The 24,875-nt window shown below is 71.3% G+C and carries 26 protein-coding genes; 22 read left to right on the top strand and 4 right to left on the bottom strand.

Features of this window, described 5'->3' with window-relative positions:
- Positions 1-16 precede the first annotated feature (16 nt).
- The 13 genes from QSK35_RS35765 to QSK35_RS35705 all read left to right on the top strand — a co-directional run bounded on the left by QSK35_RS35765 (position 17) and on the right by QSK35_RS35705 (position 12,231).
- The gene (locus tag QSK35_RS35765) at positions 17-832 is read left to right on the top strand and encodes a 2-amino-3,7-dideoxy-D-threo-hept-6-ulosonate synthase (protein ID WP_285752135.1); all 816 of its coding nucleotides are present in this window, start codon (positions 17-19) and stop codon (positions 830-832) included.
- Positions 829-1,923, top strand: coding sequence for a 3-dehydroquinate synthase II family protein (locus QSK35_RS35760; RefSeq protein WP_285752134.1), 1,095 nt, complete (start codon positions 829-831; stop codon positions 1,921-1,923). The genes QSK35_RS35765 and QSK35_RS35760 overlap by 4 nt, the downstream gene beginning before the upstream one ends.
- A 5-nt stretch (positions 1,924-1,928) precedes the next feature.
- Positions 1,929-3,290, top strand: coding sequence for a class I adenylate-forming enzyme family protein (locus QSK35_RS35755; RefSeq protein ID WP_285752306.1), 1,362 nt, complete (start codon positions 1,929-1,931; stop codon positions 3,288-3,290).
- Positions 3,291-3,335: 45 nt separating this feature from the next.
- Positions 3,336-3,614, top strand: coding sequence for an acyl carrier protein (locus QSK35_RS35750; RefSeq protein WP_285752133.1), 279 nt, complete (start codon positions 3,336-3,338; stop codon positions 3,612-3,614).
- A complete protein-coding gene (locus QSK35_RS35745; RefSeq protein WP_285752132.1) occupies positions 3,611-3,847 on the top strand; it encodes an acyl carrier protein in 237 nt (78 codons plus the stop codon). Before QSK35_RS35750 ends, QSK35_RS35745 begins: the two co-directional genes overlap by 4 nt.
- Positions 3,844-4,983, top strand: a complete 1,140-nt coding sequence (locus QSK35_RS35740) for a beta-ketoacyl-[acyl-carrier-protein] synthase family protein (RefSeq protein WP_285752131.1) — start codon at positions 3,844-3,846, stop codon at positions 4,981-4,983. Before QSK35_RS35745 ends, QSK35_RS35740 begins: the two co-directional genes overlap by 4 nt.
- Positions 4,980-5,507: a beta-ketoacyl synthase N-terminal-like domain-containing protein gene (locus QSK35_RS35735; RefSeq protein WP_285752130.1), complete on the top strand. Its 528-nt coding sequence runs from the start codon at positions 4,980-4,982 to the stop codon at positions 5,505-5,507. The genes QSK35_RS35740 and QSK35_RS35735 overlap by 4 nt, the downstream gene beginning before the upstream one ends.
- On the top strand, positions 5,504-7,168 hold the full coding sequence (gene avaA6, locus QSK35_RS35730; RefSeq protein ID WP_285752129.1) for a 3-aminoavenalumate diazotase: 1,665 nt from the start codon (positions 5,504-5,506) through the stop codon (positions 7,166-7,168). Before QSK35_RS35735 ends, avaA6 begins: the two co-directional genes overlap by 4 nt.
- A gap of 11 nt (positions 7,169-7,179) precedes the next feature.
- Positions 7,180-7,653, top strand: a complete 474-nt coding sequence (locus QSK35_RS35725) for a hypothetical protein (protein WP_285752128.1) — start codon at positions 7,180-7,182, stop codon at positions 7,651-7,653.
- 2 nt (positions 7,654-7,655) lie between these two features.
- Entirely contained in the window at positions 7,656-8,543 is an 888-nt protein-coding gene (gene avaA7, locus QSK35_RS35720; protein WP_285752127.1) for a 3-diazoavenalumate denitrifying reductase, read from the top strand.
- A 1-nt stretch (position 8,544) separates the two neighbouring features.
- Entirely contained in the window at positions 8,545-10,341 is a 1,797-nt protein-coding gene (locus QSK35_RS35715) for an FAD/NAD(P)-binding protein (protein ID WP_285752126.1), read from the top strand.
- 250 nt (positions 10,342-10,591) lie between these two features.
- Positions 10,592-11,953 (top strand): 3-carboxy-cis,cis-muconate cycloisomerase, encoded by a 1,362-nt coding sequence (gene pcaB / locus QSK35_RS35710; RefSeq protein ID WP_502881766.1) that lies wholly within the window; start codon positions 10,592-10,594, stop codon positions 11,951-11,953.
- A gap of 104 nt (positions 11,954-12,057) precedes the next feature.
- Positions 12,058-12,231, top strand: coding sequence for a hypothetical protein (locus QSK35_RS35705; RefSeq protein WP_285752124.1), 174 nt, complete (start codon positions 12,058-12,060; stop codon positions 12,229-12,231).
- On the opposite strand, the gene QSK35_RS35700 is transcribed toward QSK35_RS35705, so the two are convergent.
- The 3 genes from QSK35_RS35700 to dhaM are packed head-to-tail and all read right to left on the bottom strand — an operon-like array spanning position 12,232 to position 13,367.
- On the bottom strand, positions 12,232-12,708 hold the full coding sequence (locus tag QSK35_RS35700; RefSeq protein WP_285752123.1) for a carboxymuconolactone decarboxylase family protein: 477 nt from the start codon (positions 12,706-12,708) through the stop codon (positions 12,232-12,234).
- A 19-nt stretch (positions 12,709-12,727) separates the two neighbouring features.
- Positions 12,728-12,994, bottom strand: coding sequence for an HPr family phosphocarrier protein (locus QSK35_RS35695; protein WP_285752122.1), 267 nt, complete (start codon positions 12,992-12,994; stop codon positions 12,728-12,730).
- Entirely contained in the window at positions 12,978-13,367 is a 390-nt protein-coding gene (dhaM, locus tag QSK35_RS35690; protein ID WP_285752121.1) for a dihydroxyacetone kinase phosphoryl donor subunit DhaM, read from the bottom strand. Before dhaM ends, QSK35_RS35695 begins: the two co-directional genes overlap by 17 nt.
- A gap of 54 nt (positions 13,368-13,421) precedes the next feature.
- Between dhaM and QSK35_RS35685 the strand changes: the two genes are divergently transcribed.
- The 6 genes from QSK35_RS35685 (at position 13,422) to ligD (ending at position 20,472) form a co-directional block, all read left to right on the top strand.
- A complete protein-coding gene (locus QSK35_RS35685; RefSeq protein WP_285752120.1) occupies positions 13,422-14,195 on the top strand; it encodes an IclR family transcriptional regulator in 774 nt (257 codons plus the stop codon).
- Positions 14,196-14,339: 144 nt separating this feature from the next.
- A complete protein-coding gene (locus QSK35_RS35680) occupies positions 14,340-15,092 on the top strand; it encodes an MIP/aquaporin family protein (protein WP_285752119.1) in 753 nt (250 codons plus the stop codon).
- Complete coding sequence (gene dhaK, locus QSK35_RS35675) at positions 15,089-16,087, top strand: dihydroxyacetone kinase subunit DhaK (RefSeq protein ID WP_285752118.1); 999 nt, start codon at positions 15,089-15,091, stop codon at positions 16,085-16,087. The genes QSK35_RS35680 and dhaK overlap by 4 nt, the downstream gene beginning before the upstream one ends.
- Entirely contained in the window at positions 16,087-16,776 is a 690-nt protein-coding gene (gene dhaL / locus QSK35_RS35670) for a dihydroxyacetone kinase subunit DhaL (RefSeq protein ID WP_285752117.1), read from the top strand. Before dhaK ends, dhaL begins: the two co-directional genes overlap by 1 nt.
- 150 nt (positions 16,777-16,926) lie before the next feature.
- On the top strand, positions 16,927-18,603 hold the full coding sequence (locus tag QSK35_RS35665; RefSeq protein ID WP_285752116.1) for a putative PEP-binding protein: 1,677 nt from the start codon (positions 16,927-16,929) through the stop codon (positions 18,601-18,603).
- A 75-nt stretch (positions 18,604-18,678) separates the two neighbouring features.
- Complete coding sequence (ligD, locus tag QSK35_RS35660) at positions 18,679-20,472, top strand: non-homologous end-joining DNA ligase LigD (RefSeq protein WP_285752115.1); 1,794 nt, start codon at positions 18,679-18,681, stop codon at positions 20,470-20,472.
- Here ligD and QSK35_RS35655 read toward each other — a convergent pair.
- Positions 20,399-21,400 (bottom strand): LacI family DNA-binding transcriptional regulator, encoded by a 1,002-nt coding sequence (locus tag QSK35_RS35655; protein ID WP_285752114.1) that lies wholly within the window; start codon positions 21,398-21,400, stop codon positions 20,399-20,401. The genes ligD and QSK35_RS35655 overlap by 74 nt on opposite strands.
- Positions 21,401-21,523: 123 nt before the next feature.
- Here QSK35_RS35655 and QSK35_RS35650 point away from each other — a divergent pair, with 123 nt between their 5' ends.
- Genes QSK35_RS35650 through QSK35_RS35640 form a run of 3 tightly spaced genes read left to right on the top strand, consistent with a single transcriptional unit; the run spans position 21,524 to position 24,593 of the window.
- Positions 21,524-22,831, top strand: a complete 1,308-nt coding sequence (locus tag QSK35_RS35650) for an MFS transporter (protein WP_285752113.1) — start codon at positions 21,524-21,526, stop codon at positions 22,829-22,831.
- Positions 22,828-24,141, top strand: a complete 1,314-nt coding sequence (locus tag QSK35_RS35645; RefSeq protein ID WP_285752112.1) for an amidase — start codon at positions 22,828-22,830, stop codon at positions 24,139-24,141. Before QSK35_RS35650 ends, QSK35_RS35645 begins: the two co-directional genes overlap by 4 nt.
- Positions 24,138-24,593 (top strand): RidA family protein, encoded by a 456-nt coding sequence (locus tag QSK35_RS35640; protein ID WP_285752111.1) that lies wholly within the window; start codon positions 24,138-24,140, stop codon positions 24,591-24,593. The genes QSK35_RS35645 and QSK35_RS35640 overlap by 4 nt, the downstream gene beginning before the upstream one ends.
- The last annotated feature ends 282 nt before the right edge of the window (positions 24,594-24,875 follow it).

The following is a 24,875-nucleotide window of genomic DNA, read 5'->3' as shown; positions in this document are numbered from 1 at the left end:
AACGGGAAGGACCGACGTGGCTGACACGGGTAAAGCGCTTCGCCTGCGGCGGTTGTCGAGGCCGGCGGACGGCAGGTATCTGTTCGTGCCGCTGGACCACAGCGTGTCCGACGGGCCGGTGGTGGCGAACCATGAGTGGGACGAGCTGATCCGGGACCTGGTTCTCGGCGGCGCCGACGCCATCATCGTCCACAAGGGACGGTTCCGGGCGATCAAGCCGGAGCTGCTGGATGACACCGCGCTGGTGGTGCACCTGAGCGCCGGGACTCCGCACGCCGCCGACGAGCACGCCAAGGTGCTGGTCGGTGACGCCGAGGACGCGCTGCGCCTCGGGGCGGACGCGGTGAGCGTGCACGTCAACGTCGGCTCGGACACCGAGTCGAAACAGCTGGCGGACCTGGGTGCCGTGGCGAGCTCGTGCCAGGCGTGGAACATCCCGCTCATCGCGATGATCTACGCCCGCGGTCCCCGCATCCACGACCCGCGGGACTCGCGAACCCTGGCGCACGTGGTGAACATCGCCGCCGATCTGGGCGCGGACCTGGTGAAGACGTCGATGGCGTACCCGGTCGAACGGATGGCCGACGTCACCGCCAGCTGCCCGATCCCGGTGCTGGCCGCGGGCGGGCCGCCCGCGCACGACCCGGACGGCATCGCGCTGGCCGAGTACGCCCGCGACGCGCTGTCCGCGGGGTGTGCCGGCCTGGCCGTGGGCCGCCGGATCTTCTCGTCGCCCAACCCGCTGTCCGTGGTGTGCCGGCTGGCGGCCGTGCTGCACCCGCAGGTCACCCCCAACCACTCTCCGATGACGACAGGTGCAGGTGCCGCGTGAAATTCGCATGGATCGATCTCCGTACCGTTGCCGGACCGCAGCTGGAGGCCGTGCTGGCCGCCGCGGTGCACGCCCGAGTGCACGGTGTGGTCGCCGACCGGCCCGAGGTGCTGGCCGGGCTCCCGCCGACGGTGACGAAGGTGTTGCTGGGCAACCAGATCCCCGCCGACCACGAGGGCGTCGACCTGGTCACCACCGAGGTGACGGACGCCGAGCAGCTGGACCGCCTGATCGCCGAACGGCACTCGGGTGCGGTCTTCGTGGAGGTCCGCGACGACCGCACGCTCAAGCTGGCGTGCGTGGCGGCCGCGAACCTGCCGTACACGATCGTCAGCTTCGTCGACCCGACCAAGATCCCGCTGGAGATCGTGATCGCGGCCGCGGACGGCGCCAAGGGGCAGCTGATCTGCGTGGTCTCCGACCTGGAAGAGGCCGGGATCGTGCTGGACGTGCTGGAGCACGGCTCCGACGGCCTGATGCTGGCACCGCGCGACGCCACCGACGTGTTCTCGCTGGCGCGGCTGCTGGAGGCGGGCACGCGCGACCTCGAGCTGTCCACGCTGACCGTGGAGTCGATCGAGCACAACGGACTCGGCGACCGGGTCTGTGTGGACACGTGCAGCCACTTCGAGGAGGACGAGGGCATCCTCGTCGGCTCCTACTCCTCCGGTTTCATCCTGTGCTGCAGCGAGACGCATCCGTTGCCGTACATGCCGACCCGTCCGTTCCGGGTGAACGCGGGTGCCCTGCACTCCTACGTTCTCGGGCCGGACAACCGCACGAACTACCTGAGCGAGCTGCACTCCGGCAGCGTCACCCTCGCGGTCAACGCCGAGGGCAAGACCCGCCGGATCGTCGTCGGCCGGGCGAAGCTCGAGTCCCGCCCGCTGCTGACGATCAGGGCGCAGTCCCCGGAGGGCGTCGCGGTCAGCCTGACGCTGCAGGACGACTGGCACGTGCGCGTCCTCGGGCCGGGCGGGAAGGTCCGCAACGTTACGGAGCTGCAGCCCGGCGACGAGTTGCTCGGGTACATCGCGACCGACAAGCGGCACGTCGGCTACCCCATCGGTGAGTTCTGCAAGGAGACGTGATCGTCATGCGACTGGTGCGGGAACTGCTCGGCCGCCACCCCGACGATCTGCCTTATCTGGTGGCGGGCGAGCAGGTCGTGACACACGGGGAGATGTGGGACGCGGTGTCGCACGAGGCCGCGTTGTTCTCCGCCAACGGGATCGGGCCGGGCACCTCGGTCGCCCTGCAGGTGCCGCCGAGCTTCACCCAGGTCGAGGTGCTGCTCGCGTTGTGGCGCCTGGGCGCCCAGGTGATGCTGATCGACCACCGCCTCAAGCCGGCCGAGGTGGACGCGCTGTTCGCGTTGTGCCGGCCGCAGTACACGGTGCGGGCCGGCGGTCCGGGCTGGTACCGGCTGAACTTCCGGTCACGGCACGAGGCGGTGACCGAGAAGCGCGCGGACGGTAGGCAAGCGCTGACCGCGCACCGGCTGGTGCAGTTCAGCTCGGGATCCACCGGGCTGCCGAAAGTGATCGGCCGCACCGAGGCGTCCATCGCCGAGGAGATCGAGCGGTTCAGCAAGATCCCGGGGATGCCCGGTGAGGGTGAGCGGCTGCTGCTGCTCAGCTCCACCGCGCACAGCTTCGGCCTGATCGCCGGTCTGCTGCACTCGCTGCACGCCGGGGCCGAGGTGGTGTTCGCGCCGAAGGTGTCGGCCACCGACATCGTCAACGCGGCCCGTGACCACGAGGTCAACGTGATCTTCGGCGTGCCGTTCCACTACGACTTGCTGGGGTCCATGCCGCATTCGCCGTCCCTGCCGGCGTTGCGGTCGGCGGTCTCCGGTGGCGAGCTGATGCCGCCGGAGACCGCTGAGCGGTTCCGTGAGGTCTACGGCGTCCCGGTCGGCGAGTCCTACGGGACCACGGAGACCGGTGTGATCGCGATGGACGTCAGCGGCGCCACCAGGCCCGCGGTCGGGCCGCCCGCGCCCGGTGTCCGGTTGCGCATCGCGGCGGGTGAGGTCGAGGTGGCGCTGCCGGAGAACCCGTACCTGACCAGCGACGGCCAGGAGCGGTACGTCGACGGCTGGCTGCGCACGCGGGACCGCGCCGAGCTCGACGCCGACGGGCTGCTGCGGTTGCGCGGCCGGGGCGACTCACTGGTCGTGGTCGGCGGGCTCAAGGTGGACCTGACCGAGGTGGAGGCCGTGCTCGGCCGTCATCCGGCGATCAACGAGGCCGTGCTGGTGCACGGCGACGCGATCGAGGCCTATGTGTCCACTGTGGACGAGAAGCTGGCGGCCGAGGACCTCATCGTGTGGTGCCGCGACCACCTGGCCGACTTCAAGCTGCCCAAGGCGGTGTGGGTGCTGCCCACGTTGCCGCGGACCAGCAACGGAAAGCTCATCCGCGAACGCAGTGTGCTGCGCGCGGCCACGAATTGACCACCAGTTCTCCCCCCAAACCAGTTCAGCGAGGAAGGGTGCCGCATGACCAGCACCGTGCAGAGCAACGACGTCCGCGAGTTCGTGGTCACCACGTTGGTGCAGGAGATGAACCTGTTCGTGGACACCGACGCGCTCACCGACGACAGCCCGATCGGCACCGGCGGGATCGACCTCGAGTCGCTCAGCCTGGTCGAGCTCATGCTGCGGCTGGAGCGGGAGTACGACGTGAAGATCCCGGACACCGACATCGAGGCGATCGGGTCGATGACGCTGGGCCAGCTGGTCGACGACATCCTGAAGCGCCGGGCAGCCGCGGCATGATCACCGCGGACGCCGTGCGGGAGCTGCTGGCCGACCGCAAGGTGTTCGGGGACCTGCCCGCCGACCTGGGCGACGACGCGCCGATCGTGCTCGACTCGATGGCGCTGGTCTGGTTGCTGCACCAGGTCGAGGTCCGGTTCGGGCTGCGGGTCGACCCGAGCGACGAGGACCTGGAGCGGTTCTCGTCGGTGGCCGGGATCGTCGACTACCTCAACGTCGAGGTAGCGCGATGACCGACGCGGATCCTTTATCCGACGACGTTGTCGTGACCGGGTTCGGCGTGCACACCGCCTTCGGGCGCGGGGCGGTGTCGTTGCGGGACGGCGTGTTCGCGGGTGTTCCCGCGTTCGCGCCGGCCACCCGGTTCGACCCCGCGCCCTACCGCACGCCGATGACGGCCGCCTCGGCCGGCACCCCGGTGCTGCGGGAGGTGCTCGCGGACTGCGCGGGCGACGCGCTGCGGATGGCCGGGGTCGAACCTGGGACGCCGGCGGCGGTGCTGCTCGGTTCGGCCGGCGACTGGACGGCGATCACCGGGTTCTGGCGGGACGGGACGGATGCCGGGCTCACCGGCAGCGTGCCCGCCCGCATGGCCCGGGAGCTGGCCGACCGGTTCGGCCTGACCGGGCGAGCGGTGGCGTTCAGCAACGCCTGCGTCGCCTCGGCCAGTGCGCTGATCCACGGGTGGCGGATGGTCCGGGCGGGGCTCGCGGACGTCGTGCTGTGCGCGGGCGCCTACCTGGTCGAGGAGGAGAACCACGCGAAGTTCGACTCCGGCCGGGCGCTGGCCAAGGACGGCGCGGTGCGGCCGTTCTCCGCGGACCGCACGGGGTTGCTGCTCGGGGACGGGGTGGCCGCGGTCGTGCTGGAGAGCGCCGCGTCGGCCCGGCGCCGGGGTGCGGAGGTCCTGGCCCGGTACGCCGGCTGGGGCGTCGCCTCCGACGCGCACCACGTGGCGAAGCCGCATCCCGAGGGCCGCGGCATGGCGAGCGCCGCCACGCAGGCGCTGCGGCGGGCCGGAGTGTCCTCTGTGGACTACGTGAACGCGCACGGCACCGGCACTCCGTTCAACGACAGCGCGGAGACCAACGGTCTGCGCGCGGTGTTCGGGCCGGGCACGGTCGCCAGCTCGACGAAGAGCACGACCGGGCACATGCTGGAGGCCTCCGGCGCGGTCGAGTTCGTGATCTCGCTGCTGGCCCTGCGCGACGGCGTCGTGCCGCCGACCGCCGGCTACCGGCGCGCGGACCCGTTGTGCGACCTGGACTACGTGACCGAGGGCCCGCGCGAGGTGCCGTTGCGGCGGGTGCTCACGCTGAACGCCGCGTTCGGCGGGATGAACACCGCGATGCTGCTGGAGCGCGTGTGAAGACCAGAGTCCGAGCGAGCGCCAAGCTGGACGGCCCGGTGGAGCTGCCGCCGGTGACCGGTTTCGTGGAGTCCTCCTTCAACCCACTGCTCTACCACGTGGCGATGACCTGCCTGGCGGGACAGGACATCCCCGGCGACCGGCTCGGTGTGGTGCTGGTCAGCCTGATGGGTGACGCCACGACCACTGACCTGGCCAGCGAGCGAATGGTGTCCGGCCAGGTGCACAACCCGCTGTTGTTCATGCAGGCCACCGCGAACGCGGTGCTCGGCAGGCTCAGCACGGACCTGGGCATCACCGGCCCGTTGCTCGCACTGTCCACAACGGACGATCCCGCCGGTGAGCTGCTGGCGGCCGCCGAACTGCTGCTCGCCGTGGACGACCTCGACGCGGTGCTGACGCTGGCAGTGGAGCTGGCGCCCAACCCGCGTACCGCCCGCGCCCATGCCCTGCTGGGGACCGACCCGCCCGCCCACGACGTCGCGGTCGCCCAGCTGCTGGAACCCCACCCGGAGGAAACGTGATCACCAAAGAGGAACGGCGCCGGATCAACGACGACGCCGAGCTCGGCGCCGGCAACGTGCTGCACCGGGTCATCGCCTACGGCCGGCCGTTGGACACGCAGGTGCTGTGGACCGACGGGACCTGGCGCGCTCCCGACGGCAGCCATCCCGAGGTGCTCACGCTCGGCGAGCTCGACCGGGCGGTGCGCGCGTACGCCGGCTTCTACCACGCCAAGGGCATCGGACCGCGGGACGTGGTCGGCGTGCACACCGCGTCCAGCACCGAGTTCGCCGTCAACTTCATGGCGTTGAGCTCACTGGGCGCGATCCCGTCGTTCACCAACGCGCGCCTGCGCCCGGAGATCGCCCGCGAGTACATCCGCAGGCAGGGCGCGTCCGGCGTGATCACCGACGAGGCGCGCTACGAGACGCACGCCGGGGGCGAGCTCGGGTTCGTGGTGACCGCGGCGGACGTGACGCCGGACTACGCCGAGCGGCTGCCGGCGCGGTTCCCGTACCGGCACGACCAGACGGACCCGATCATCATCTCGCACTCGTCCGGCACTACCGGCATGCCGAAGGCCGTGCCGCACACCCACCAGACCCTGCTCTACGCGCAGCTGCACCGGTTGAAGCTGTCGGTCGGCGGGTCGATGGGCCGGCTGCTGGTGGCCTTGCCCGGCAACCACAACGCGGCCATGTCGGTGATGATGTTCGGCCTGCTGCTGGGCTCGCCGGTGTACCTGCAGTCCAGCCAGAACGGCGAGGACGTGCTCGACGCCATCGAGAAGTTCAAGCCCACCACGGTGTTCGGCTTCTCCGGCACGTACGGGCAGATCGCCACGTCCGACCTGTCCAAGCGGGACATGTCGAGCATCGAGGCCTACTACAACACCGGTGACGCCGCGCACGAGGCCCACATCCGGGTGCTGGTGGCGCAGGGCAGCCACGAGGAGATCGGCCCGGACTTCAAGCCGGTCCGGGTCCCGGGCTCGGTGTTCACCGACGGGCTGGGTTCCTCGGAGACCGGGTACTCGATCTTCCACAACGGGCACAAGCCCGGCAGCGCGTCCTATGGGCGCTGTATCGGCAAGCCGATCAGCTTCGCGCAGGCCGCGGTGCTGTCCGAGGACGGGGTTCCGCTGCCGCCCGGCGAGGTGGGCCGGCTGGGCGTGAAGTCGCCGACGCTGACCCCCGGCTACTGGAACGACACCCTGACGTGGCACAAGCTGCGGCTCGGTGGCTACTGGCTGACCGGTGACCTCGCGGTGCAGGACGAGGAGGGCAACTTCTACCACCTGGACCGGGCGCCCGACGCGATCCGGACCGCGGCCGGTGTCGTGTTCAGCACCCGCACCGAGGAGCTGCTGCTGGCGAACCGGCCGGAGCTGGTCGACTGCACGGTGACCGCGATCGCCGAGGAGGGTGTGCGGGCCGACTGGGACGGTGACGGGATCGCCGACGCCTACGCGCTGCTGCAGTTCACCGCCGACGCGGTCGAACCGGCCGATCTGACCGCGTGGGTCAACGAAGTCCTGACCGCGAAGGGGTTCCCGCCGATCACGCGGGCGCTGCGGATGGACAGCGCGGACGTGTCGACCGGGGTGACCGGCAAGGTGCTCAAGCGGGTCATGCGTGAGCGCGCCCGTGAGCTGGTCGCCCGCGCCGAGCAGGGGAGCTGACCTTGCGGCCGATGGAGGTCTACCGGCTCTGGTGGCTGCACGACGCGCGCTGGTACCAGGGGGTGGCGAAGCGGTTCGGCCAGGACGTGGCGAACGAGATCAACGCCGAGGCGTTGCGGTTCGTGGCCACCAGGGTCGGCAAGCAGGTCGCGAAGTCGTCCACTGTGGACATCGCGACGGCCGATTCGAAGCAGCTGGCCGAGCTGTACGAGCGGTGCGCGGACATCATGTTCCCCGCGGAGCTGCGAGATGGCGGCGTGGAGGCGCTCGACGACGAGCTGCTGGAGCTGACCATGCGGCAGAACTTCGCGGTCGTCATGGTTCGGATGGCCGGTTCTCTGGATGGATATCAGTGCCCGTGCACGGAGATCCACGCCGGCTGGTCCGACGGGCTCGGGGTGCGGCTGACCGAGAACCGCGCCACCGGATGCCTGCGGCACGGCGACCCGGCGTGCCGGCTGCTGATGCGCGTCGCGGGGAGGTGACCATGCGGGTACTGGTCACCGGCGCGACCGGGGTGATCGGCCGGCTCCTGGTCCCGATGCTGTCCGCGGACGGGCATCACGTGACGGCTTTGGTCCGCGACTCGGACGCCGTGGTCGAGGCCGACCAGGTGGTGGTCGCCGACCTGCTGGACCGGGCGGCCACGCGGAAGGCGGTGGCCGACGCGCGACCGGAAGCCGTGGTGCATCAAGCGACCGCGCTGCGGGGCGCAGACGCGTTCGCCCGCACCGCGCGGCTGCGGGCCGAGGGCACCGCGCACCTGGCGGAGGCGGCGGCGGAGTGCGGGGTGCGGCGGTTCGTCGCGCAGAGCATCGCGTTCGCCACCAGTCCCGGTGGCGGCGAGGTGCTCGACGAGCGGGCGCCGCTGTACCTCGACGCTCCCGACGAGTCGTGGGCGGCCACGGTGCGGGCGATCGCCGAGCTGGAGCGGATCGTGCTGGGGCGCAACGGGATCGTGCTGCGCTACGGCATGTTGTACGGGCCGGGCACCGGTTACGACCTGGACGGCCCGTTCGGGACCGCGCTGCGGGCCGGCCGGTCACCGCTGGCCGGTCAGGGCACCGGCATCACCTCGTTCCTACACGTGCGCGACGCCGCATCGGCTGCCGCGCACGCGGTGGCGCAGGACGCCACCGGAGTGTTCAACATCGTCGACGACGAGCCCGCCGCGGCCCGGACGTGGCTGCCGCACTGGGCCCAGCTGACCGGCGGCCCGGAACCCCGTGTGGTCGCCGAGGAACTGGCCGCGCGGCTGCTCGGCTGGTTCACCGTGCACCAGCACACCGCGGCGCGCGGGGCGAGCAACCAGCGGGCGCGGGAAGAGCTGGGCTGGAAGCCGTCGGTCTCCAGCTGGCGGGAGTGGAAGGTCTGACATGCGGATCTGCATCATCGGCGCGGGACCGCGCGGAACCTCCGTTCTGGAACGGATCTGCGCCAACCGCTCCGAACCCGGGGTCGAGGTGCACCTGATCGACCCGTACCCGCCCGGCGCCGGATCGGTGTGGCGCACCGACCAGTCCGGGCACCTGCTGATGAACACGGTCGCCTCGCAGGTGAGCCTGTTCACCGACGACAGCGTGGACTGCGAGGGCCCGATCGTCACCGGCCCGAGCCTGTACGAGTGGGCCTACCCCGAGCTCGGGCCGGACGAGTACCCGACCCGCGCGATGTACGGGCGCTACCTGGAATGGGTGTTCGCCCGGCTCGTCGCACAGGACGACGTGAAGGTCGTGGTGCACCAGGGCACCGCGGTCACGCTGACCGACCAGCCCGACGGGCGCCAGTCGGTCACCCTGCGCAGTGGGTCCACAGTGGACGATCTCGACGCGGTCGTGCTCGCGCTCGGCCACGGCCCGGTCGTGCTGACCGAGCAGGAGCGCGGGCTGCGCGACTTCGCCGACCGGCACGGGCTGCGCTACCTGCCGCCGAGCAACCCAGCTGACGTGGACCTGTCCCGGATCGAACCGGGGGAGCGCGTGGCGTTGCGCGGCATGGGGTTGAACTTCTTCGACTACCTCGCGCTGCTCACCGAGGGCCGCGGCGGCCGGTTCACACCGGGACCGTCAGGCCTGGTGTACCACCCGAGCGGCCGCGAACCCGTGCTGTTCGCGGGCTCGCGGCGCGGTGTGCCGCACCACGCCCGTGGTGAGAACCAGAAGGGCGCCGCCGGTCGGCACCACCCGCGGTTCCTGACCCCCGAGGTGGTGGAGCGGCTGCGGGCGCGCGGCGGGATCCGGTTCATGCGCGACATCTGGCCGTTGGTGGACAAGGAGGTCCGCTCGGTCTACTACGAGACCCTGGTGGGCCGGCCGGACTTCGCCCGGCGGCACCGGATGTTGCTGCACGCCGGCCGCGACGACCGCGACCTGCTCGCCGAGTACGGCGTCACGGAGCTCTGGGACTGGTCGCGTGTCGCGAAGCCCCACGGCGACATGCATTTCGCCGATCATGCCGACTTCCACCGGTGGCTGCTCGAGTACCTGCGCAACGACGCGCAGGAGGCCCGATTGGGCAATGTGGACAGTCCGCTGAAGGCGGCCCTGGACGTGTTGCGGGATCTGCGCAACGAGATCCGGCTCGCGGTGGACCATGGTGGCATCACCGGTGCGTCCTACCGCGACGAGCTGGCGCGCTGGTACACGCCGCTCAACGCGTTCCTGTCCATTGGGCCGCCGCTGCGCCGCATCGAGGAGATGGTGGCGTTGCTCGAGGCCGGGGTGCTGCGGGTGGTCGGGCCCGGTATGCGGGTGCGGACCGGCGACGCCGCGTTCCAGGTGGACGCCGCGTCGGTGCCCGCCCCGCCGGTGTCGGTGACGACGCTGATCGAGGCGCGTATTCCGGACATCGACCTGTCCCGCAGCACGAACCCGCTGCTGCGGTACCTGCTGGCCACCGGGCAGTGCAGCACCTATCGCATTCCTGATGAGGGCGCGGACCCGTTCGACAGCGGCGGGCTGGCGGTGACGGAGCGGCCGTACCGGATGATCGACGCCGCCGGACGGGTGCACCCGAACCGCTTCGCCTACGGCGTGCCTACGGAATACGTACATTGGGTTACGGCGGCGGGGATTCGGCCGGGGGTGGGGTCCGTGACCCTGGAGGACTCCGACGCGATCGCCCGTGCGGTGCTGCGGTGCGCGGTGCCGGATCTGGCGAGCCTGGCGGGATGAGGGGGCGCGGGTGGCGGATATCGACGCTGCGCTGGCCGACTATGGGCTGGTGGAGTCCGGGTCACTCCGCCCCTGCCTGGACCGCTTCGCCGGTCGAGGGTGAGCGGGCGTGGCTGCGGTCGGTTCTGGCTGAATGTGGCGGAACGCGGTGGCGGATATCGGTTCGGGATTGCTCGCCACCTGCCTGGGCCGGTTGGCCGGTCGAGGGTGAGGCCGGTGAGCGGGCGTGGCTGAGGTCGATTCCGGTGGGATGAGGAGGAGCGCGGTGGCGGAGATCGATTCCGGGATACTGGCCCCGACCTGGGCCGGCACCCCGGTCGAACGCGAGGTCGACGACCGGGCGTGGCTGCGGGCGATGGTCGACGTCGAGGGCGCCCTGGCCAGGGCACAGGCCCGCCTCGGCGTGATCCCGGCCGCGGCCGCCGAGGCGATCTCCGCCGTCGACCCCGCGCGGCTCGACCTCGTCGACCTGGCCCACCGGTCGCGCGCCGCGGCGAACCCCGTGGTGGCGTTCGTGCCGGCGCTCACCGCGTTGCTCCCGCCCGAGGCCGCGGAATACGTGCATCGCGGCTCGACCAGCCAGGACATCCTGGACACGGCCACGATGCTCGTGGTGTCCCGCGCGCTGAGCCTGGTCACGGGCGACCTGCACCGGGTCGCCGACGCTCTGGCGACGCTGGCGTCCGAGCACCGCGACACCGTCGTGGCCGGCCGGACGCTCACCCAGCACGCCGTGCCCACCACGTTCGGCCTCAAGGCGGCCGGGTGGCTGCAGCTGGTGCTGGACGCGCTGGACCGGATCGACGCCCTTGTCCTGCCCGCCTGCCTGGGCGGTGCGGCCGGCACCATGGCCGCCTACGCCGAGTACGGGGCCCTCGAAGGGCTCGACGGTGGGCTGCCGCTGCTGGAGCCGTTCGCCGGGGAGCTGGGGCTCGCGGTGCCGGTGCTGCCGTGGCACACGCTGCGCACGCCGATCGTGGACGTGGCCGCGGTGCTGCAGTTCGTGTCCGGGGCGCTGGGCAAGCTGGCCGTGGACGTGCAGGTGCTGTCCCGCACCGAGATCGGCGAGGTGGCCGAGCCCGCGGCCGAGGGCCGGGGTGCCTCCTCGGCGATGCCGCAGAAGCGCAACCCGGTGCTGGCGACGCTGATCCTGACCGCCGCGCGGCAGGTGCCGGCGCTGACCAGCGTGCTGGCGCAGAGCATGGTCGCCGAGGACGAGCGGCCGGCGGGGGCGTGGCACGCCGAGTGGCAGCCGTTGCGCGAGGCGTTGCGGCTGGTCGGCGGCGCCGCGCACACCGCGGCGGAGCTGGCCGAGGGGCTCGAGGTTTACCCGGCACGCATGGCGTCCAATGTGGACATGGGGCAGGGGGCGATCGTGAGCGAACGGCTCAACGTCGCGCTCGCCCCGGTGCTGGGCAAGGCGAACGCGAAGAAGCTGCTCGGTGCGGTGACGGCCGAGGCGGCGCGGACGGGAAAGCCGCTGCGTGAGGTGCTCGCGGAGCACGTCGACGTGCCGTTGCCCCTGGACGATCTGCTCGACCCGGCCCGCTACCTGGGCGCCGCTGGTGCCCTGGTCGATCGGGCGCTGGACCGATACAGGAAACGGTCATAGCCCGCTGTCCCGGTCTGGACAATTTCCGGCTTTCTGGGGACATCCGTGGTCCCGCGGGTGCACTCTTGATGCTGACAGTTCATGCGGCCCAAGGATTGATGACCATGACCAGTACCGCTTCACCTCGTGAGGAGTGGGGGACGAGCCTGGAGCGCTACCGCGAACGCGCCGTCGCCGTGCTCGAGGCCCACGTTCCCGCCACCGGCCGGTGCGCCGAGTGCGGTGACGCGTGGCCCTGTGACCGCGCGTGCTGCGCGGAGTTCGTGCTGGAGCTCTGACTAGTCCGCACGGGCCAGCATGGTCAGTGCGTTGAGCGCCGCGGGGAACCCGGCGTAGATCGCGGTGTGCAGGATGACCTCCACCGCCTCCTGGCGATCGAGGCGCCGGGCCACTTCCACCAGCTCCGGCGCCAGCCCGCCGCGTGCGATGAGCACGGCGAGCCGCAGCAGCGGATCGTCCATACTGGATTCCGCGGCGTCGATCTCCTCTTGCGTGCAGCCGACTTCGAGGGCGGCCGCGCGATGGAAGTCCAGCTGCGCCTGTGCGTAGCCGAGGGTGGCCAGCACGGCGACGGTGACCAGCTGGCGTCGCCGCAACGACAGCTGCGGGCGCTGGTACACGCCGCCATAGACGAACGCCACGGCCTCGGCGCCGAAGTCCTCGGCTCCCACGGCGGCGAACAGGTCCAGGACGGCTGGCCGGTCGGTCGCGCCCAGCCTGCGCAGCAACGCCACGCCGGCGTCGTAGTCGGTCACGTTTCCATCGTGCCCGGTTTCAGTCGATGGAGCGCAGCAGTTGTGCGATGTCGTCGACGGCCTGCTGGGCGCCGTCGCCGGTGGCGCGGATCGTGACGGTGGCGCCGGCGGTGGCGCCGAGGCCCAGGATGCCGAGGATGCCGGTCGCGTCGACGGTCCGGCCGTCGTGCGTGATCTCCAGCCGGCAGCCCAGTTCGGCGGCGGCCCTGGCGAGCCGGCCCGCGGGCCGGGCGTGCAGGTGCGCGGGAAGCACGATGTCGAGGGTCGGGTCAGAACTTGGTGGCATGGCGGGCCTCCTGTGCGGCGGTGGTGACCGTGGTGAGATCTGCGCCGGTCGCGGCGGTCACGGCGGCGGCGACCGCGCCCTCGACGAAGGGGGCGTCCACGAGGATCACGCCCGCGTGGCCGTGGTCCTCCAGCACCGCGCGGGCGGTGATGACCGAGCTGCCCAGGTCGGGCAGGACGACCACGCCGCTGCCCTGGTCGGCGTGCTTGATCGCGGCGGCGATGGCGTCGTAGCTGGTGCCGATCCGTCCGTCGGCGGTGCCGCCCGCCGCGATGACCGACTCCGGGGCGACGCCGAGCTGGCCGAGCAACATGCGCAGCCCGGATGCCAGCTCGGCACTGTGCGACACGAGTACGATCCCCACTGGTTGCATGAACGGGATGCTGTCATGCTGAACACCATTCAGCAATACTGAATTGAGGTAGCCGTGGTCCAGTCGGTGCAGCGGGCGGTGCAGATCCTGCGGCTGCTGAGCGCGGGAGGACCGCGGCTCGGCCTGGCCGAACTGGCGGACCGGATCGGGATCGCCAAGCCCACGGTGCACGCGCTGCTGCGCACGCTGGAGGTCGAGGGGCTGGTCGCGCAGGACCGGCAGACCGGCAAGTACGTGCTCGGGCCCGGCGTGCTGACGCTCGGCAACGCCTTCCTGGAGACCCACGAACTGCGGATGCGGTCGCTGACCTGGGCAGACCTGCTCGCCACCAGGGCCAACGAGGCGGTCTGGGTCGCGGTGCTGACCGGGGATCACGTGCTGGTGGTGCACCACGCGTTCCGGCCGGAGGGTGCGGTGCAGATCCTCGAGGTCGGGGCGAGCATCCCGTGGCACACGTGCGCGCTGGGCAAGGCGATCGTGGCCTTCCTGCCCGACGAGCAGCAGGCGGAGCTGCTCGCCGGCCCGCTCACGCCGCTGACCGGGCACAGTGTCACCGATCCGGCGGCGCTGGCGGCCCAGCTCGACCAGGTGCGTTCGGCCGGCTATGCCCAGGAGGACCAGGAGTCCACGCTGGGCGACGCCGGGATCGCCGCGCCGGTGTTCGACCGGTCGGGCCTGGCCGGTGCGATCGGCGTCATCGGCCCGGTGGAGCGGCTGATCGCCGCTGATCAGAGCCAGGACATGGCCGTGAACGTGCGGGAGGTCGCGCGTCAGTTGTCCCGTGAGCTGGGCGCCGGTCGCGCTCCGCTCGCCCGCGCCCTCACCTGACCTCTGAACGCCTCTTGACAGTGACCTGGGCCACGCTTACCTTCCTCTCGTTCGGTAATAACGAACGCCGTTCAGCAAGACTGTCCGGTGGTCGTCCCTCTCCCGCCGAGGAGGTGAGCGCCCGCACTGTTGCGGGCGTCCCGCATGGCTGAAAACACTTTCCCGCAGGCTCTGTTCGCCGAGGCGCTCGGCACGGCGATCCTGGTCTTCATCGGCGTCGGGTCGGTCCCCGCGACGCTGATCGTGGGCGGCGACGCGCCGTTCACCATGGCCCAGCTGGGCATGATCTCGCTGGCCTTCGCCACCGCGGTCATCGCGATGGTGCACACCATCGGTCACGTGTCCGGCTGCCAGATCAACCCGGCGGTCACGCTGGCGCTGGCCGCGACCGGCCGGATGCCGTGGCGGCAGGTTCCCGGTTATGTCGCCGCCCAGCTCGTGGGCGCGGCGGTCGGCGCGGGCGCCATCGTCGCCGTACTGGGCCACAAGGCGGTCGACGTCGGACTCGGCATCGCCGCCTACACCCCGAGTGTGGGCATGGGGCAGGCGTTCACCGCCGAGGCGATCGGCACCTTCCTGCTCGTGCTGGTGGTGTTCGGTGCGATCGACAAGCGCGCGCCGCAGGGGTTCGCCGGCCTCGCCATCGGGCTCGCGGTGTTCGCGATCATCATCCCGATCGCCCCGGCGACCGGTGCGTCCATCAACCCGGCCCGCACGTTCGGCCCGATGTTCACCGGGCAGCTGTTCGGCGGGACCGTCCACTGGGAACAGTTCTCCGTCTACGTGATCGCGGAGATCGCAGGCGGGCTCGCCGCGGCCGCCGTGTACCACCTCGTCGCCACCACCCGGCGTGCCGTCTCGGAAGCGCCCCAGCAGGTCGAAGGAGCCCTGTCGTGAAGAAGCTGATCAACACGCCGGAGTCGGTGCTGACCGACGCGCTCACCGGAATCGCCGCCGTCCACCCGGAACTGCGGGTCGACTTCGACCACCGCCTCATCGTGCGCGCGGACGCGCCCAAAGCGGGCAAGGTCGCGCTGGTGTCCGGCGGCGGCTCGGGCCACGAGCCGCTGCACGGCGGGTTCGTCGGCCCCGGCATGCTCGACGCCGCCTGCCCCGGTGAGGTCTTCACCTCCCCGGTGCCCGACCAGGTCCTCGCCGCGGCCAAGGCCGTCGACGGCGGCGCCGGGGTGTTGTTCGTGGTCAAGAACTACACCGGTGACGTGATGAACTTCCAGCTCGCGGCCGAGCTGGCCGCCGACGAGGGCGTCACGGTGCGCACCGTGCTGGTCGACGACGACGTTGCGGTGCAGGACTCCACGTGGACGGCGGGCCGGCGCGGCACCGGCGCCACCCTGTTCGTCGAGAAGATCGCGGGCGCGCTCGCGGACCGGGGCGCGGATCTGAACAAGGTCGCCGAGATGGCGGAGAAGGTCAACGCCGCGTCCCGGTCGTTCGCCATCGCGCTCACCGCCTGTACGACACCGTCCGCGGGCAGGCCCGGTTTCGACCTGCCCGAGGACGAGATCGAGATCGGTGTGGGCATCCACGGTGAACCCGGCCGCAGCCGCGGGAAGCTCCAGCCCGCCAAGGACCTCGTGGGCATCGCGATGGACGCGATCCTGCGGGACCAGCCGATGGCGGCGGGGGACAAGGCGATCGTGCTCGTCAACGGTCTCGGCGGCACGCCGCTGATCGAGCTGTACGTGGTGGCGGGCGAGGTGGCCGCGGTGCTCGCGGGCCAGGGCGTGCCCATCGCGGCGAGCCTGGTCGGCGACTACGTCACCAGCCTCGACATGGCCGGTGTGTCGATCACCGTCTGCCGCGCCGACGAGGAGATGCTCGAGCTGTGGGCTGCACCCGTGGCGACGCCGGCCCTGCGGTGGGGGACCTGATGGCGCACCACCAGTTCGCGGGGCACGATGGCGGCATTGTCATCCGCATCGAGGAGGATTCGGTGGACGTCGCCATGGCCAGTGCGTGGATCCGGGCCGTCGCCTCGGCGGTCGAGGAGCACCGCGACCAGCTGACCCAGTTGGACGCCGCGATCGGCGACGCCGACCACGGCGCCAACATGTCCCGCGGCTTCACCGCCGTGCTCGCCGCGCTCGAGGACTTTCAGGCGGGCACGGTCGGCGAGGTGCTGACCAAGACCGGCTCGACGCTCATGTCCACTGTGGGCGGTGCGTCGGGTCCCTTGTACGGGGCTGCTTTCCGGGCCGCGGGAAAGACGCTCACCGACGCGACGGTGACTCCGCGCGAACTGGTCGAGGCACTGCACGCGGCGACCGCCGCCGTCACGCAGCTCGGCGCCGCCACCCTCGGTGACAAGACGATGCTCGACGCGCTCGCGCCGGCCGTGTCCGCGTTCGAGGAGGCGCTGTTCCACGGAGCCGATCTCGCGTCGGCGGCCGCGGACGCCGCCAAGGCCGCGGACGAGGGCGCGCACTCCACGATTCCGCTGCAGGCGCGCAAGGGCCGGGCCTCCTACCTCGGCCCGCGCAGCATCGGGCACCAGGACCCCGGCGCGACGTCCACCGCGCTGATCTTCGCCGCGCTGGCCGGGGCGGTGGCGGGCAGATGACCAGACACTGTTCACGCGCGACGTCCGCGGCGTTGATCCTCGGGGAGGTGGTCGTTCCGTGACCAGACACTGTTTCCCCAGGTGCGCCGCGAGCCCTGGTACCGCACGCGCGACGTCCGCGGCGTTGATCCTCGGGGAGGTGGTCGTTCCGTGACCAGACTCCGCTTCTCCGGCCGCGCCGCGAGTCCCGGCACCGCCGTCGGCGTGCTGCACCGCACCGACCGGCCCCAGGACACCGCACTGCCGTGGAACGTCCTGGGCAACCCGGTCACCCAGATCACCGAGGCGTTCCAGGCCGTCTCCGCCGACCTGCTGTCCACTTCGGACCGGCTCCGCGCGGACGGCCGCGCCGAGGACGCCGACATCGTCGAGGTCATCAGCTATCTCGCGATGGACACCGACCTGCGGCGGCTCGCTGTCGAGCACGCCCAGCGCGGACTTCCTCTGGCGCTCGCCGTGCGACACGCGGTCGACCACCATGCCGCCGCGCTCGCCGCCCTGGCGGACCCGACCCTGGCCGAACGCGCGGCCGACGTCCGCCAGGTCGGCAAGCGGGTCATCGCCCGCCTGCACGGGCACGCGCAGCCCGTCGGCGCCGACCTGCCGGTGGTCCTGGTGGCCGGCGAGATCGGCGCGGCCGACCTGCTGGAGCCCACGGTTCCCGTCGCCGCGGCGGTGTCGGTCACCGGCGGGTTCAACTCCCACGCGGCGATCGTGGCGCGGTCGCTGGGCATCCCGCTGCTCGTCGGCGTGCACCCGGAGGTGCTGGAGCACGCCGACGGCGCACCGGTCACAGTGGACGGTGAGCACGGCAGGGTCGTCATCAACCCGAGCCCCGCCGAGCAGACCGCCGCCGGCGAGGCGATGAGCGCCGCCCGGCACCGCCGGGAGGCACTGGCCGCCGAACGTCACCTGCCGGCCGAGACACCCGACGGCCACGTGGTCACGTTGCGCGCCAACATCGCCACGGCCGTCGACGCCCGTGCCGCGATCACCGCGAACGCCGATGGTGTGGGCCTGCTGCGCACGGAACTGCCGTTCCTCGACGCGACCGAATGGCCGACCGAGGCCCAGCACAGCGCGGTTCTGCGCCCGGTCCTGCGGGCCCTGGCGGGCCGTCCGGTCACCGTGCGCACCCTCGACTACGCCGACGACAAGCTGCCCCCGTTCCTGGCCGGCGGTGGCCGGCTAGGCCGGGGACTGCCGCTCATGCTGGCCGAGCCGGAAGCGTTCGCCCGCCAGTTCCGCGCCATCCTCACCACCGGCGCCGACTGCGTGCTGCGCATCATGATCCCGATGGTGGCGTCGGCCGCCGAGCTGAACGCGTGCCGGCACATCCTCACCCGCGTCGCGCTCGACCTCGGGGTGAGCCCACCACCGCTGGGCGCGATGATCGAGCTACCGGAGGCGGTGGCCGCGGTGACGGACATCGCGCCGTGCGCCGACTTCCTGTCCATCGGTACCAACGACCTCACGGGTCAGATCCTGGGCCTCGACCGGCGCAGCCCGGCCCTGACCCCGCAGCTCGCCGCCCACCCGGCGGTGCTGCGCGCCATCGCCGACACAGTGGCCGCGGCCCATCGGCACCGCCAGCGCGTATCGGTGTGCGGCGACGCCGCCGCGCACCCGCTCGTCGTGCCACTGCTGGCCGGTCTCGGCTGCGACGTGCTGTCCGCGGCGCCAGGGCACCTGGACCTGGTCCGCGCCACGATCCGCCGCCTCGACCACACGACGTGCGTCGCCATCGCCCACCACGCGCTGACCCTGACCACGGCCGAGCAGGTCTGGGAGGTCGTCCGGGACAACTGCGCTCCGGCGGTGCCCTGAGCAGCACTACGCCGTTCGGGTTACCTTCGAATTCCTGGTCACTGAGAAACGCCGACCGGGAGGACGGAGGTCGCCATGGTGCGCCCCGGCCCGGTGCCCGCCTGGGTCGAACCCATGCTGGCGAAACCGGACGGCGGCCGGCTGCGGTCCGGGCCGCCGTGGGCGTACGAGTACAAACTGGACGGCTTCCGCGCGGCGATGCGCGTCGCACCCGACGGCACCACCGTGCTGACCAGCCGCAACGGCATCGACTTCACCAACGAGTTCCGCACGGTCACCGGCGTCCTCACCGAGGCGCTCGACGGGCGCGCCGCGGTCCTCGACGGCGAGATCGTCGTCTACAACGAGGCCGGGCAGATCGACTTCGAACTGCTGCAGGCCCGCCGCGGCCGCTACCAGAAACACCGCGGCGCCATCGAGGACGTGCCGGTCCGCTACCTCGCGTTCGACCTGCTCCGGCTCGGCGATCGCATGCTGCTCGGCGAACCCTACGACGAACGCCGCCGCCTGCTCACCAGCCTCCCGATGCCCGACCCGTACCTCGTCGCGGTGGTGCGGGCGTTCACCTTCGACGAGCTCGCCGCCGACCGCACCACACCCGAGCAGCTCCTGGGCCGCGTGGCCGTCGATGGACTGGAAGGGCTGGTCGCCAAACGCCGCGACTCGCTCTACACGCCGGGGAAACGGACCGACGCCTGGCTCAAACACCCGCTCGTGCAGACGCGGGAGGTCATTGTGTGCGGATGGAAGCCGGGCCAGCGGTCCTTCACCGGGACGCTCGGCGGGATGTTGCTCGGTGCACACGACCCGGCCACCGGGGAGCTGGTCTACATCGGCGATGTCGGCACCGGGTTCAGCGAACGCGACCGCGCCGATCTCCAGGCCCGGCTGGAGAAACTCGAACGCCGGACCCACCCGTTCGCCACCACGCCTCCACGCGAGGACGTCGTCCGCGCCCGGTGGGTCGAGCCCGTGCTCGTCGGTGAGGTGCGGTTCCGGCAGTTCACCCGCGGCGCCGGACGGCTGCGCGGCACGTCGTGGCGCGGCCTGCGTCCCGACAAGAGTCCCGCCGAGGTGATCGCCCCACAGGCCGGCGAACCCCGGCCGGAGCCGGCCGAACCGACCCGGATCACCGTGCGCGTCGGCGAACGCCGCCTCGTGCTGTCCGATCTGGACAAAGTGCTGTACCCGGACGGGTTCACCAAGGGCGAGGTCATCAACTACTACAGCCGCGTCGCACCCGTGCTCCTGCCGCACCTGCGTGGGAGACCGGTCACGGTCCCCGGCGAGGCACCCGGTTGGCTGCGCACGGTGCGCCGCTCCGGCGTCGAGTACGCGCTGATCGACGATCTCCCCGCCCTGGTGTGGGCCGTCAACCAGGGCACCGTCGAGCTTCATCTTCCACAATGGACGATCGATGACGACCTGCTCGTGCTCGGCCTCGAACCGGGCCCCGGCGCGTCGATCGTCGACTGCTGTCGCGCCGCCGAACGGCTGTACGACGTCCTCACCGGCGACGGCCTCGTCCCGGTCGTGAAAACCTCGGGCTCCCAAGGACTTCACATCTGGGCACGCACGCCGGGGGAGACCTACGCCAAGGCGTACCACGACGACAAGGTCCTGATCGAATGGAACGCCGACCCGACCATCGCGCCCTACTCACTGTGCGGCGGTCACGAGCCGATGGTCTCGACCCCGCTCACGTGGGACGAGGTGCGCGACTGCCGCGACGCCGCCGAGCTCGTGTTCACCGCCGACGAGGTCCTCGACCGGGTAGCCGAGTACGGAGACCTCTTCAGCGAGGTCCGGTACTCGCCCGCACCACCAGCTCGGGACGCAGGGTCCGGCTCGTCACCGGCTGACCGCTGATCATCCGCAGCGCCTCGTTCGCGGCGAGCGCGCCCATCTCCCGCATCGGGTTGCGCACGGTCGTCAGCGGTACGTGCAGCTCGGCCGCCTCCGGAATGTCGTTGAACCCCACCACACTCACGTCCACGCCAGGGGTGAGTCCCCGCTCCCGCAACAGGCCCAGCAGACCGATCGCGGCCGCGTCGTTGACGACGAAGAACGCGGTCGGCGGATCCGGCAGGTCCAGCAACCGGGTCCCGGCCTCGCGGCCCGCCGACGGATAGATCGTCGACGGCACCACCAGGTCGTCGCTCACCTCGACGCCGCGTTCCCGTGCCGCCGCCCGGAATCCGCGTACGCGGTTGGAGAGGCTCACCGCGTACGGCATGCCCGCCACCACGCCCAGTCGCGTATGCCCGAGTCCGACGAGGTGTTCGGCGGCCAGCCGCCCGCCCAGCTCGTCGTCACAGGTGACCGACACGAAACCGGGGTAGGAGCGGTTGACCAGCAGCACCGGCACACCGCGGCCGGCGATGTCCACCATGTACGGCTCGTCATCACGCGCATCGGCCACGATCAGGCCGTCGACCCGGTGGCCGAGCAACAGCCGCGCCCGCCGCCGTTGCACCTCGGGCTCGTCCCAGGTGCTCACCACGACCGCCTGCCAGCCCTGCTGTGACAGCGTGTCGTCGATGCCTTCGAAGATCGTCGCGAGCACCACGTCGGTCAGCCGCGGCACCAGCACCCCGATCGACCGCATCTGCTGGTTGCGCAGTCCGGCCGCGATCAGGTCCGGTGTCCAGCCCAGCTCCTCGGCCACCTCGCGGATCCTCGCCACGCGCGGATCCGAGCTGGCAGACCGCAACGCCCGCGACACCGTCGATTTGTGCACGCCGGCCCGTTGTGCGACGTCGTCGAGTGTCACCCGACGGCGACCGGAGCTCTCCACGGCCGTCATCATAGGGATCTCCCCAACGCCTTGACCCGGAACGCCACCCCGCCTATCGTCCGTGCAATCGATTGCGCGCAATCGATTGCACGACAGGACCCCGACCCCGTGGAAGGTGTGCCGGTGCGCGACTACAGGTATGCGGTCATGGCGCTGATGGCCGTGATGGCGATCATCAACTACGTCGACCGCGGCGCCATCTCGTACGCGTCCGGGCCGATCACCGCCGAGTTCGGCCTGGACAAGGCCGCGTGGGGCGCAGTGCTCGGCTACTTCGGCTACGGCTACATGGTCGGCGCGCTCTTCGGAGGTGCCCTGGCCGACGCCAGAGGTCCGAAGTGGATGTGGGTGGTGTCGGGTACCGCCTGGTCGGTGCTGGAGATCGGCATGGTGTTCGCCGGCCAGTTCGGCGTCGCCGTGCTCGGCGGATCCGCGCTGCTCGGCTTCGCGGTGTTCCGGGTCCTCTTCGGGCTCGCCGAAGGTCCTGCGTTCGCGACGATCAACCGGTCGCTGGCGGTGTGGGCCGCACCGCGCGAACGCGGCATCGCCACCGGCCTCGGCCTGCTCGGCACCCCGCTGGGCGCGCTGCTCACCGCGCCGATCGCGGTGGCACTGCTGTCCATCGGCAGCTGGCGCGTCATGTTCGTGCTGCTGGGGAGCCTCGGGCTGCTGTGGGTCGTGGTGTGGATCCGGGTGTTCACCGACCGGCCGCAGGACAACCCGCGGGTCGGGCCGCCCGAACGCGAGTTGCTCACCGGTGGGACCGCGATGCCGACTGGCAAACCACTCGGCCGCGAGTCGTGGCGGCTGTTCTTCGGCAGCCGCACGCTGATCGCGAACACCATCGGTTTCTTCGCGTTCCTCTACGTCAACTTCCTGCTGCTGACCTGGACCCCGAAGTACCTGGAGGACGAGTTCGGCTTCAAGCTGTCCTCGTTGTGGTACCTCGGCATGGTGCCGTGGATCGGCGCGTGCGTGACCGTCCTGCTCGGCGGGCGGCTGTCGGACTGGCTCGCCGCGCGCACGGGCGACCTGCGGATCGCGCGTTCCTGGCTCGCGGTGGCCAGCCTGGCCCTGACCGGCGCGGTGTTCCTGTGCATCCCGCTGGTCCACAGCCCGGCCGCGGTGCTGGCGCTGATCGCGGTCGGCAACGCGCTGAACTTCCTGCCGGACACGGTCTACTGGGCCGTGGTCGTCGACGTCGCGGCCGCGCGGGCCGGCACGTTCAGCGGCATCATGCACTTCTTCGCCAACATCGCGACGATCCTGGCGCCGACGCTGACCGGCGTCCTGGTCGCCGACCACGGCTACGGCGCGATGTTCGTCGGCGCGGGCATCGCCTGCGTCGTGGGCATGGTCGCGATGGTGTTCGTCAACCCACGGGCGAAGGTCGACTTCCGCCCGGCAGACCCCGTCGTGGTTCCGGCATGAACGACTCGATTCGCGAGATCGCGCAAGGGGTTCGCGAAGGCCGGCTCGACCCGGTCGAGCTCGCGTACGTCGCGGTGTGCCGGGCGCTGGAGACGGCGAACCTCGGCGCCGTCGTCCACCTGGACGCCGATCGCGCCCGGCAGGCCGCCGAGAAGGTGGCGCGAGAACGGGAAGGCGCACTGGCCGGAGTGCCGTTGCTGGTCAAGGAGATCATCCCGGTGGCAGGTATGCCGTACCGCTGCGGCTCGCGGGTCTTCGCCGACCGGGTCGCCACCGCCGACGCCGAGATCGTGTGGCGCGCGCGGGCGGCCGGCGCGGTGATCATCGGGCTGAGCCACACCCACGAGTTCGCCTACGGCTGCACGGGTACGTCCAACGCCGAGGGACCGTGCCGCAACCCGCGCGACCCGGCGCGCATCACCGGCGGTTCGAGCTCCGGCTCCGCGGCCGCGGTCGCCGCTGGCGTCGTCCCGCTGGCGCTGGGCACCGACACCGCCGGTTCGGTGCGCATCCCGGCGGCGCTGTGCGGGGTCGTCGGCGCCAAACCCGCCCGCCACACCCTGCCGCTCGACGGGATCTTCCCGCTGTCGCCCAGCCTCGACCACGCCGGTGTGCTCACGAGGTCGGTCGCCGACGCGCGGTACGCGATCGAGGTTTTGGGCGGCGGTGGCTCCGGGCCGCCCGAACCGCCCGCACCACCCCGGCTCGGCGTGCTGACCAACCCCGAACCGCTGGACCTGGCGGCCGAGGTCGCCGCCGCCTACGACGCGGCGCTCGGCAGGCTGACCGACGCCGGTGCGGAGCTGGTCGAGGTGCGGCTACCGGAGTGGTCGCGCTTCGTCACCGCCTCGCTGGACCTGCAGCGCCCGGAGGCTGCCGCCGTCCACGCCGCGACCTTCCCGGCCCAGGCCTTCAACTACCAGCCGGATGTGCGGGAACGGTTGGAGGCCGCCGCCGACGTGCCCGGCTGGCGCTACGTTCTCGCCCACGACCTGGCCGCGACGCTCACCGCGGAGACCGGCCACGTGCTGTCCACTGTGGACGCTGTGGTCCTGCCGACGGTGCCGATCTCGGCCCCGGCCCTGCTCGCGGCGGAGGCCCAGGTCGCCGGCGGCTGGCAGTCGGTGCGGGACCTGTTGCTGCGCAACAACCGGATGGCCAACGTGACCGGGCATCCGGCCTGGAGCCTGCCGCTGCCGGCCAGGGGTCTGCCGGTGGGGTTGCAGCTGGTCGCCGCCGACGACCGCCGGATGTTCGCGGTGGCCGAGTGGGTGGAACGTGTTGCGGGACAACGAGAGGGAGAGCAATGAGCGCGAGCCGACGACTGGCCGAGCTGGACATCGTGCTGCCACCGGTCGTGCCGCCGACCGCGGTGTACGTGCCGGCGAAGAAGGTGGGCAACCTGGTCTTCACCTCCGGGCAGATGCCCTATGAGGAAGGAGTTCTGCGAACCACCGGCAAGGTGGGCGACGAGGTCGACGTGGCACGCGCACAGGGGCTCGCCCGCGCGTGCGCGATCAATGCCCTCGCCGTGATCGACAAGGAGGTGGGCATCGACTCCGTCGTCGAGGTGGTCAAGGTGCTCGGGTTCGTCGCCTCCTCCGCCGGGTTCACCGGCCAGCCCGCGGTGATCAACGGGGCGTCGGAGTTGCTGGAGGAGGTGTTCGGGGCCGCGGGCAAGCACGCGCGGTCCGCGATCGGGGTGGCCGAACTGCCCATGGGCGCACCGGTCGAACTGGAAGTGATCGTCGCGGTGGCCTGATTCGGTTGGGCTTTGGACGCGGCTGCGCCGCGACACGTTGGCATTTTCGTGCGGGCCAGGCGCTAGGGCGCCTGTCCCGCACGAAAATGCCAACGTACCGAGACGGTGGTTGGCTGCCGTCGTGGTCCCGATCCGTTCCAGACTTGCGTTGTTTCGTGCGGTTGCGGGCGTGGCTGGGATGAGGTGGCTGGAGTTCCGTAGTTTTATTTTTCACTCGATAGTGGTCTCCATTGCAAGGTTGGCCGTTTAATTGTGATCTTGCGGTAGATTTGTGTTATGGAC

This window comes from Lentzea sp. NBRC 105346, assembly GCF_030269605.1.
In the GTDB taxonomy this organism is placed as follows: domain Bacteria; phylum Actinomycetota; class Actinomycetes; order Mycobacteriales; family Pseudonocardiaceae; genus Lentzea.
Note: the sequence above shows the minus strand (reverse complement) of the source record. Positions and strands in the feature narration are given on the sequence as shown.

Bases quoted from the DNA above. Each gene is read 5' to 3' on its own strand.
- QSK35_RS35715 (WP_285752126.1), top strand. From the start codon at position 8,545: ATGCGGATCTGCATCATCGGCGCGGGACCGCGCGGAACCTCCGTTCTG.
- QSK35_RS35725 (WP_285752128.1), top strand. From the start codon at position 7,180: ATGGAGGTCTACCGGCTCTGGTGGCTGCACGACGCGCGCTGGTACCAG.
- QSK35_RS35695 (WP_285752122.1), bottom strand. From the start codon at position 12,994: ATGCCACCAAGTTCTGACCCGACCCTCGACATCGTGCTTCCCGCGCAC.
- QSK35_RS35755 (WP_285752306.1), top strand. From the start codon at position 1,929: ATGCGACTGGTGCGGGAACTGCTCGGCCGCCACCCCGACGATCTGCCT.
- QSK35_RS35740 (WP_285752131.1), top strand. From the start codon at position 3,844: ATGACCGACGCGGATCCTTTATCCGACGACGTTGTCGTGACCGGGTTC.
- ligD (WP_285752115.1), top strand. From the start codon at position 18,679: ATGGTGCGCCCCGGCCCGGTGCCCGCCTGGGTCGAACCCATGCTGGCG.
- QSK35_RS35705 (WP_285752124.1), top strand. From the start codon at position 12,058: ATGACCAGTACCGCTTCACCTCGTGAGGAGTGGGGGACGAGCCTGGAG.
- QSK35_RS35745 (WP_285752132.1), top strand. From the start codon at position 3,611: ATGATCACCGCGGACGCCGTGCGGGAGCTGCTGGCCGACCGCAAGGTG.
- QSK35_RS35750 (WP_285752133.1), top strand. From the start codon at position 3,336: ATGACCAGCACCGTGCAGAGCAACGACGTCCGCGAGTTCGTGGTCACC.
- QSK35_RS35680 (WP_285752119.1), top strand. From the start codon at position 14,340: ATGGCTGAAAACACTTTCCCGCAGGCTCTGTTCGCCGAGGCGCTCGGC.
- dhaL (WP_285752117.1), top strand. From the start codon at position 16,087: ATGGCGCACCACCAGTTCGCGGGGCACGATGGCGGCATTGTCATCCGC.
- QSK35_RS35645 (WP_285752112.1), top strand. From the start codon at position 22,828: ATGAACGACTCGATTCGCGAGATCGCGCAAGGGGTTCGCGAAGGCCGG.
- avaA7 (WP_285752127.1), top strand. From the start codon at position 7,656: ATGCGGGTACTGGTCACCGGCGCGACCGGGGTGATCGGCCGGCTCCTG.
- QSK35_RS35640 (WP_285752111.1), top strand. From the start codon at position 24,138: ATGAGCGCGAGCCGACGACTGGCCGAGCTGGACATCGTGCTGCCACCG.
- pcaB (WP_502881766.1), top strand. From the start codon at position 10,592: ATGAGGAGGAGCGCGGTGGCGGAGATCGATTCCGGGATACTGGCCCCG.
- dhaM (WP_285752121.1), bottom strand. From the start codon at position 13,367: ATGCAACCAGTGGGGATCGTACTCGTGTCGCACAGTGCCGAGCTGGCA.